Origin of the sequence: Nitratidesulfovibrio oxamicus, assembly GCF_015731765.1 — a bacterium.
Classification (GTDB): Bacteria; Desulfobacterota; Desulfovibrionia; order Desulfovibrionales; family Desulfovibrionaceae; genus Cupidesulfovibrio; species Cupidesulfovibrio oxamicus.
Map to the genome: position 1 here is coordinate 1 of NZ_VRYY01000660.1, position 920 is coordinate 920.

At 70.3% G+C, this 920-nt stretch carries 1 protein-coding gene; it reads left to right on the forward strand.

Annotation, left to right across the window (positions count from 1 at the left end):
* Window positions 1-920, forward strand: a 920-nt coding sequence (locus FVW20_RS16940) for a HAMP domain-containing protein (protein ID WP_196610510.1), incomplete at both ends; no start/stop codon positions are given.

Below are 920 nucleotides of genomic sequence, written 5' to 3' on the forward strand. Positions count from 1 at the left end.
TGCTCTTCCGATCTGACCACCGACCCGCGCGGACGCGCCGTGCTGGCCGCGTGGCAGCCGGTGCAGGTGTTGGGCACCCGCTGGGCGCTGGTGGCCCAGATGGACTCCGCCGAGGCCTTGGCCGCCAGCGCGGAAGTGGAGGGCATGACCTCCGCCACCGGCACCCGCATGGCCGTGGCCGCCGTCATCGCGCTGGGGGTGTTTCTGGCTGCCGCCTGCGCCGTGGCCTTCAGCATCGTGGCGCGCATCATGACCCCCATCGACCGGTTGGGCAGCTACGCCGAGGCAGTGGCCGGGGGGGACTTCAACGCGGCCATCGACGGCAGCTTTCCGGCAGAACTGGACGCCCTGCGCGGCTCAATCCGCAACATGGTGGCCCGACTGAAGGACCGGCTGGGCTTTGCCCAGGGCATCCTGGACGCCATTTCGCGCACCTTCCCGTGCATGACCCTGGACAACGCGGGCCGCATCACCTTCGTGGGGCAGATTCTGCTGGACCTTGCGGGCAAACCGGGCAAGCCCGCCGACTACCACGGCCAGCGGGTGGGCGAATTCTTCTTCGGCGACGCCAGCCGCCGCACCCGGTCGGACGAGGCGCTGGAAACCCGCGCCCGCGTGGAAGGCGAAATGACCGTGGCCGGCGACGGCGGCGAGCACATCCTGCAAGTGAACGCCAACCCGATGTTCGACCTGGACAACAACCAGACCGGGGCCTTCACCCTGTACTTCGACCTGACCACCATCCGGCGGCAGGAGGCGGACATCCGCGCCAAGAACGAGAAGATCGCCGCCGTGGCCGCGCAGGCCGTGGACATTGCCCGCGAGGTGGCGGCATCCGCCGGTGTGCTGGCTACCCAGGTGGAAGACGCGGCGGGCGGCGCGCGCATGCAGTCTGCCCGCGCCACCGAAACCGCCGCCGC